Source organism: Macromonas nakdongensis (assembly GCF_002837145.1).
Classification (GTDB): domain Bacteria; phylum Pseudomonadota; class Gammaproteobacteria; order Burkholderiales; family Burkholderiaceae_C; genus Macromonas_B; species Macromonas_B nakdongensis.
Genome location: NZ_NWMV01000113.1, coordinates 1 through 4,767, shown reverse-complemented (window position 1 = coordinate 4,767; position 4,767 = coordinate 1). Strand labels below are relative to the sequence as shown.

General features: G+C 70.9%; 5 protein-coding genes and 1 riboswitch. Of the genes, 2 read left to right on the top strand and 3 right to left on the bottom strand.

Annotated elements, in window-relative coordinates; all coding sequences use genetic code 11:
- The 3 genes from CON77_RS13455 to surE form a co-directional block, all read right to left on the bottom strand.
- The coding region (locus CON77_RS13455) for a LysM peptidoglycan-binding domain-containing protein (RefSeq protein ID WP_157826970.1) at positions 1 to 392 on the bottom strand (392 nt) is incomplete at its 3' end.
- A gap of 54 nt (positions 393 to 446) precedes the next feature.
- Complete coding sequence (locus CON77_RS13450; RefSeq protein WP_101049943.1) at positions 447 to 1,088, bottom strand: protein-L-isoaspartate(D-aspartate) O-methyltransferase; 642 nt, start codon at positions 1,086 to 1,088, stop codon at positions 447 to 449.
- 176 nt (positions 1,089 to 1,264) lie between these two features.
- Complete coding sequence (gene surE, locus CON77_RS13445) at positions 1,265 to 2,095, bottom strand: 5'/3'-nucleotidase SurE (protein WP_101049941.1); 831 nt, start codon at positions 2,093 to 2,095, stop codon at positions 1,265 to 1,267.
- A gap of 118 nt (positions 2,096 to 2,213) precedes the next feature.
- Here surE and CON77_RS13440 point away from each other — a divergent pair, with 118 nt between their 5' ends.
- Together CON77_RS13440 and CON77_RS13435 are read left to right on the top strand one after the other, a co-directional pair.
- Positions 2,214 to 3,206, top strand: coding sequence for an NADPH:quinone oxidoreductase family protein (locus CON77_RS13440; protein WP_101049939.1), 993 nt, complete (start codon positions 2,214 to 2,216; stop codon positions 3,204 to 3,206).
- Between the two features lie 16 nt (positions 3,207 to 3,222).
- A riboswitch (TPP riboswitch) is annotated at positions 3,223 to 3,339 on the top strand.
- Positions 3,329 to 4,696, top strand: coding sequence for a sodium:solute symporter family transporter (locus tag CON77_RS13435; RefSeq protein WP_101049937.1), 1,368 nt, complete (start codon positions 3,329 to 3,331; stop codon positions 4,694 to 4,696). It overlaps the preceding riboswitch by 11 nt.
- The last annotated feature ends 71 nt before the right edge of the window (positions 4,697 to 4,767 follow it).

Genomic DNA, 4,767 nt, shown 5'->3' with positions numbered 1-4,767 from the left:
ACGGCGGAGGTGCTGACGGCGCTGGTGGCCGGCCCGCCCGCCGTGGCGGCCGGTGCCGGGGTGCCGACCGGCGGCACCACGCGCAGCACCTGCCCGACCTCGATCAGGTTCGGGTTGACCAAGCCGTTCCAGGCCTGCAAATCGCGCCAGCCCTGGCCGGTTTCCAGGCCAATGCGCATGAGCGTATCACCGGGGCGCACGGTGTAATAACCGGGTTTGCCGGCGTTTTCCGCGCCGGGCAAGGCGGCCGCGGCACCGGACGGCGAGCGGTCCACCACGGGCGCACGGGGAGACGTCTTGGACGGGGCCGCACAGGCCGCGAGCAGCGCCGCCGCCACACACACACAGGTCAACGCCGACAGGCGCCCCAGACGCGGAACCTTTTGTTCCATGCAGTACCTCGAAAGAAAGAATGAACAGCCCGTCTGTTGCGCCGCAGCACAGGGTCAGGCGATGCCCGATTTTAGGGGCACAAACCACACGGCCTCCAGCACGTTCCTCACGTAGCCCTGGGGGGTGCGGTCCACCACCACCAGACTCTGACGGCCGGGCACGAGTTCCGCCGGCGCCACCAGGCGCCCGCCCACGGCCAGCTGGTCGAGCCAGGCCTGCGGCAAGGCGCCCCCCCCCGCCGCCGCGATGATGCCGGCATAGGGCCCGCCACCCGGGTAACCCAGCATGCCGTCGCCCAGGATCAGGTGGAGGTTGGGCAGGCGCATGGGGCGCAGGTTCTCGCGCGCGCGTTCGTGCAGGCCGCGCAGGCGCTCCATGCTGTAGACCTCGCGGCACAACTGGCCCAGCAGGGCGGCCTGGTAGCCGCAGCCGGTGCCGATCTCCAGCACCCGCCCCAGGGGGGGGGTACGGCCCTCGCACAACAGCTCCAGCATGCGCCCGACGACGCTGGGTTTGGAAATCGTCTGTCCCAGGCCGATGGGCAGGCTGGTGTCCTCGTAGGCCTGGGCCACCAGGGCGGAATCGACAAAGCGGTGCCGCTCCACCGTGGCAAAGGCCTGCTGCACGGCCGGGTGCACCAGCCCTTGGGCCGCAAGCTTGCGCACCATGGCCTGGCGCACGGCGCTGGAGTCCATGCCGGCCCCGCTGGGCACCTGCAACGCCGCCGGTGTCGCCGCCCGCCCACCCGCCGGCGTCTGGCGCACCGCGACGGGGTCGCGCGCACCGCCGACAACCTGGTTCAGCCGGGCCGGGAAAGCGGGGCGCGTCGCACGATCCGGCGACGGCCCCCCTGGGGGGGTGGGCGGCTGCTTCACCGGGCGAAGGACGCCAGCGCTGCCTGCAGCGCCGCGTCGCGTTCCAGGGACGGTACCTGGGCCGCCGACTGCGCCCAGTACGCCAGGCGGGCGTGGTCGGTCAGGTCCACCTGCAGCGGGGTGATCGAGACGTGGCCCTGTTCGGTCGCGTGGAAATCGGTGCCCTCGGTGTCGTCCTTGGCCGGCCCGGCCGCGCCGATCCAGTACATGGTTTCCCCGCGCGGGTTGACTTGGGTGATGACGCGCTCGGCCGCGTGGCGCCGCCCCAGACGCGCGACCTTGAAGCCCAGCAGTTGCTCGCGCGGCAGACAAGGCACGTTGACGTTGAGCAGCCAGGGCTGTGCATGGCCGCTTGACGCGACCTGGGCGTACGCGGACACCGACGGCGCGAGGAAAGCGACCAGCTCGCGCGCCTTTTCGGCCGCCGCGTCCAGGTGCAGCCAGCCCTTCTGGGTCTGGGAAAAGGCGATGGCGGGCACGCCGAACAGGTAACCCTCCATGGCCGCGCCCACGGTGCCCGAGTAAATGGTGTCGTCCCCCATGTTCGCGCCGTTGTTGATGCCAGACACCACCAGATCGGGGATGTAGCCGAGCAGGCCGGTCAGGGCGATGTGGACGCAATCGGCCGGGGTGCCGTTGACGTAACGGAAACCGTTGTGGGCGGTGTGCACGTACAGCGGGGCGTTCAGGGTCAGCGCGTTCGATTTGGCGCTGTTGTTGTGCTCCGGCGCCACCACCTCGACCTCGGCGATGTCGCACAGGGCGTGGTACAGGGCCTGCAGCCCGGGGGCCTGGTAGCCGTCGTCGTTGGACAGGAGGATTTTCATCGCCAGCCATTGTAGGGGCCCGGCCCGGTCACGCCGGGGACAAGCCCGGCTGGCCGGCGCCGCGGGGCTTGCCTATCATGCCTGGGCACCCGAACCACCCCCTTCTGGAGACGAGAACATGCACGCCTGGTTGTGTGAGAACCCCGTCGGCTTCGACGCGCTGACCTGGAAAGAACTGCCCACGCCCCAGCCCGGTCCGGGCCAGGTGCTGGTGGAGATCAAGGCCGCCAGCCTGAACTTCCCGGACCTGCTGATCGTGCAGAACAAGTACCAGATGAAGCCGCCCCTGCCCTTCGTGCCGGGCTCGGAGTACGCCGGTGTGGTGCGGGCGGTCGGCCCGGACGTGACCCACCTGCAAGCCGGCCAGCCGGTGGCCTGCCTGAGCGGCACCGGCGGTTTCGGCACCCACACCCTGGCCCCCGCGGCGCTGTGCCTGCCCCTGCCCGCTGGGTTCGACCTGGTAGACGCGGCCGCCTTCATCATGACTTACGCCACCTCTTACCACGCGCTGATCGACCGCGGTGCCCTGAAAGCCGGCGAAACCGTGCTGGTGCTGGGTGCGGCCGGCGGCGTGGGCACCGCAGCCATCCAGATCGCCAAGCAGGCCGGGGCGCGCGTCATCGCCGCGGCCTCCAGCGCCGACAAATGCCAGTTGTGCCTGGACGCGGGTGCCGACGCCACGCTGAACTACAGCGAGCACACGCCCAGCGGCAGCCTGCGCGAGGCCATCAAACAGCTCACCGATGGCAAAGGCCCGGACGTGGTCTACGACCCGGTGGGCGGCGAATTCGCCGAACCGGTGTTCCGCTCCATCGCCTGGCGCGGGCGCTACCTGGTCATCGGTTTTGCGGCGGGCCCCATCCCCAGCCTGCCGCTGAACCTGGCGCTGCTCAAGGGCGCGTCCATCGTCGGCGTGTTCTGGGGCGACTTTGCCAAGCGCGAACCCCAGGCCAACGCCGCCATGATGCAGACCCTGGCCCAGTGGTACCTGCAGGGCAAGATCAAGCCGGTGCTGGACCAGACCCTGCCCATGAGCGACCTGCACCGCGCCTACGCGTTGATGGGCAGCCGCCAGGTCAAGGGCAAATTGGTGATGGTCAACCCGGGCTAAAATCCGGCGCTTTCAACCCAGTCGCCAGGGGAGCCCCGTCAGGGGCTGAGAGTGCCGCCGGTCGCCACCGCGCGGCAGACCCTGGAACCTGATCCGGTTCACACCGGCGGAGGAAGCGCGACATGCTGTACGCCACTGCGGCCGCCCTCGGGGCGGCCTTGTTGTTCTTTGTCTGGATCGGGCTGCGCGTGCGCTCCCGCGACGCCAGCCTGGACGAATACCTCACCGCGCGCAACTCGCAAGGGGCCACCACCCTGGGCCTGTCCTTCCTGGCCTCGGGCCTGGGCGCCTGGATCCTGTTCGCCCCGCCGGAAGTGGGCGCCTTCGTCGGCCCCGTGGCCGTGGCCGGTTACGCCCTGGGTGCGGCCCTGCCCTTTGCCGTGCTGGCCTGGTGCGGCCCCGCCATCCGGCGCCACCTGCCGCAAGGCCGCAGCATCGGCGAGTACGCGCAGGCGCGCTTCGGCGCCGGGCTGCGGCACTGGGTGACGGGGCTGTCGGTGCTGTACATGCTGTGCTTCCTGACGGCCGAACTCAGCGCCATCGGCGCCATCACCGCCATGCTGTCGGACGTGCCGGGCAGCTGGGCCGTCATCGGGGTGGCCGTAGCCACCCTGGTGTACACGGCCTGGGGCGGTTTGCGCGCCAGCCTGGAAACCGACCGCTGGCAGGCCTGGTTGCTGATGGCCCTGTTGACCGTGGTGGTGGGCGTGGCCCTGCCGGCGCTGCCCAGCGGCGACGCCGCCTGGACCTGGCCCCGCGTGCCCCTGGGCGACGCCCTGTCGGTGGCCCTGACCCTGGTCATCGCCGTGACGGCGGCCAACCTGTTCCACCAGGGCTACTGGCAACGGGTGTGGTCGGCCCAGAGCGATGCAGCCCTGCGCCAGGGCGCCTGGCTGGGCGGCGTGACCACCGTGCTGGTGGTGGCGCTGGTCGGCGGCCTGGGCGTGCTGGCCGTGGCCTTGGGCAAAGACATTGGCAGTCCGCCCATCCCCTTCTTCGCCCTGATCAAAGACGCCCCGGCCTGGCTGACGGTGCCGACGCTGGTGCTGGCGGTGACGCTGGTGGCATCGTCGGTGGACACGCTGCAGAACGCCATCGCCTCGGTCGCTGTCACCAGCCGCACCGGTCTCAGCCTGACCGCGGCCCGCTGGGTCACCGTCGCGCTGATGGTGCCGGTGGTGCTGGTGGCGCTGCAGGGGGTGTCGGTGCTGCGGCTGTTCCTGATCGCCGACCTGCTGTGCACCACCGCGGTGGTGCCCTTGCTGCTGGGCCTGTGGTCACGCACCACGCCCACCGCCGCGCTGGCCGGATCGGTCGCGGGCGTGGTGGGGGCGGTGGCCCCCAGCTGGTGGTCCACGGGCGATCTGGCACAAGGCTTGTGGCTGACCAGCTTCCCCAACAGCATTCCCACCCTGGCGCCCTTCCTGGGCGCCCTGCTGGCCTCCAGCGCCGTGTGCCTGTTGCTGGCCCTGCGGGCCCGCCCGCGCTGATGCTTCGGCGCCTGGAGTCCCGTCACATCCCCGCGTAATTGGGCCCGCCGCCGCCCTCGGGCGTGACCCAG

Bases quoted from the DNA above. Each gene is read 5' to 3' on its own strand.
- CON77_RS13450 (WP_101049943.1), bottom strand. From the start codon at position 1,088: ATGGACTCCAGCGCCGTGCGCCAGGCCATGGTGCGCAAGCTTGCGGCC.
- surE (WP_101049941.1), bottom strand. From the start codon at position 2,095: ATGAAAATCCTCCTGTCCAACGACGACGGCTACCAGGCCCCCGGGCTG.
- CON77_RS13440 (WP_101049939.1), top strand. From the start codon at position 2,214: ATGCACGCCTGGTTGTGTGAGAACCCCGTCGGCTTCGACGCGCTGACC.
- CON77_RS13435 (WP_101049937.1), top strand. From the start codon at position 3,329: ATGCTGTACGCCACTGCGGCCGCCCTCGGGGCGGCCTTGTTGTTCTTT.